At 70.2% G+C, this 1,235-nt stretch carries 2 protein-coding genes (1 of these 2 only partly in view); both read right to left on the reverse strand.

Annotation, left to right across the window (positions count from 1 at the left end; genetic code table 11):
- Positions 1 to 2: 2 nt before the first annotated feature.
- A complete protein-coding gene (locus BGN97_RS11195; protein ID WP_292701341.1) occupies positions 3 to 701 on the reverse strand; it encodes an MgtC/SapB family protein in 699 nt (232 codons plus the stop codon).
- A gap of 20 nt (positions 702 to 721) precedes the next feature.
- Positions 722 to 1,235, reverse strand: partial view of an HAD-IA family hydrolase gene (locus BGN97_RS11200; RefSeq protein WP_292701344.1) — the 3' portion only. Its footprint extends 197 nt past the window's final position; the window shows 514 of its 711 coding nt (coding positions 198–711); its start codon lies off the right edge, out of view; the stop codon is at positions 722 to 724.

The raw sequence follows: 1,235 nt of genomic DNA on the forward strand, positions 1-1,235 counted from the left end.
GATCAGTCGTCCGGGTCGTCGCCGGGGATGACCGACTCGACGCCGTCGATCTCTGCCAGTTGCCCCACCAGCGCAGGCAGTTCGGCGAGGTCGCCCGTGAAGCGGAGCGTGAGTTCGCGCCGCTTGGAGGCCTCGTCCGTCGTCGCCTCCGTCAGCGCGGAGTGGTAGCCGTTCTGGGAGGACAGTTCGAGCACCTGGCGGAGCACGTTGTGGCCGCGGCGGTAGCGGATCGTCACGACCGGTTCGGGGATGTCCGGGCGGATCACGCGGCCGAGGAAGGTGAGCACGCCAACGGTGGTGAGGTGCAGCAGGGTCGCGGCGACGGCGATGATCGGCATCCCTGCACCGCACGCCATGCCGATCGCCGCCGTCACCCAGATCGACGCCGCCGTGGTGAGTCCGCTCACCGCCCCTTTGCGCACGAAGATCACGCCCGCGCCTAGGAAGCCGATCCCCGAGACGATCTGGGCGGCGATCCGCGAGGGGTCGAGGATGACGTCGGCTCCGACGACGTTGCTGAAGCCGTACGCGGACACCAGCGTGAACACCGCCGATCCCAGGCCGACCAGCGTGTGGGTGCGCAGTCCGGCGCTCTTCATCTTCCGCTGGCGCTCCATGCCGATGACGGCGGAGAGCACGAACGCGAAGGCCAGCAGGGTGATCTCGGTGAGCGTCGTGCTCGAGTACAGCTCCGTCAGCACAGGATGCTCCTGAGGGATGCTCAGGCGTCGACGGGGAGGTGAGCGGGTCGAGGCGCGACGTGAACGATGACCCGGGAGTCGACGACGGTCACGTGCACCTGTTCGAGCGTGCCGAGGATCAGATGCGCCACGGTCTCCAGCTCGGCCGGGTCGGCGGTGCCCAGCACGGCGATCGTCAGGCAGCCGGCGTCGCGCGCCGACATCGCTCCCGCGACGGTGTCCTCGAACGCCAGTACGACTCCATCGTGACCGCGGCGGCGGAGCTCGTCCACGCCTCTCCGGAACGGCTCCGGCGCCGGCTTGCTGCGCGCCACGTCACTCCCGGTGATGCGGAACTCGGGTTCGGGCATTCCGGTCGCGGCGAACCGGGCCAGCGCGACGGAGCGGCTGGCGGAGGTGACGATGCCCCATCGTCCGGTCGGGAGGGCATCGATCAGCGCGCGGGCGCCGGGAAGCGGATCGAGGACCTGTCCAGGCCTGGCCTCGATCTCGACCAGACGCGCCTCGGCCGCAGCGTGGCTCTCCGGCGGCAGC

Source organism: Microbacterium sp. 69-10, assembly GCF_001897945.1.
Taxonomy (GTDB): domain Bacteria; phylum Actinomycetota; class Actinomycetes; order Actinomycetales; family Microbacteriaceae; genus Microbacterium.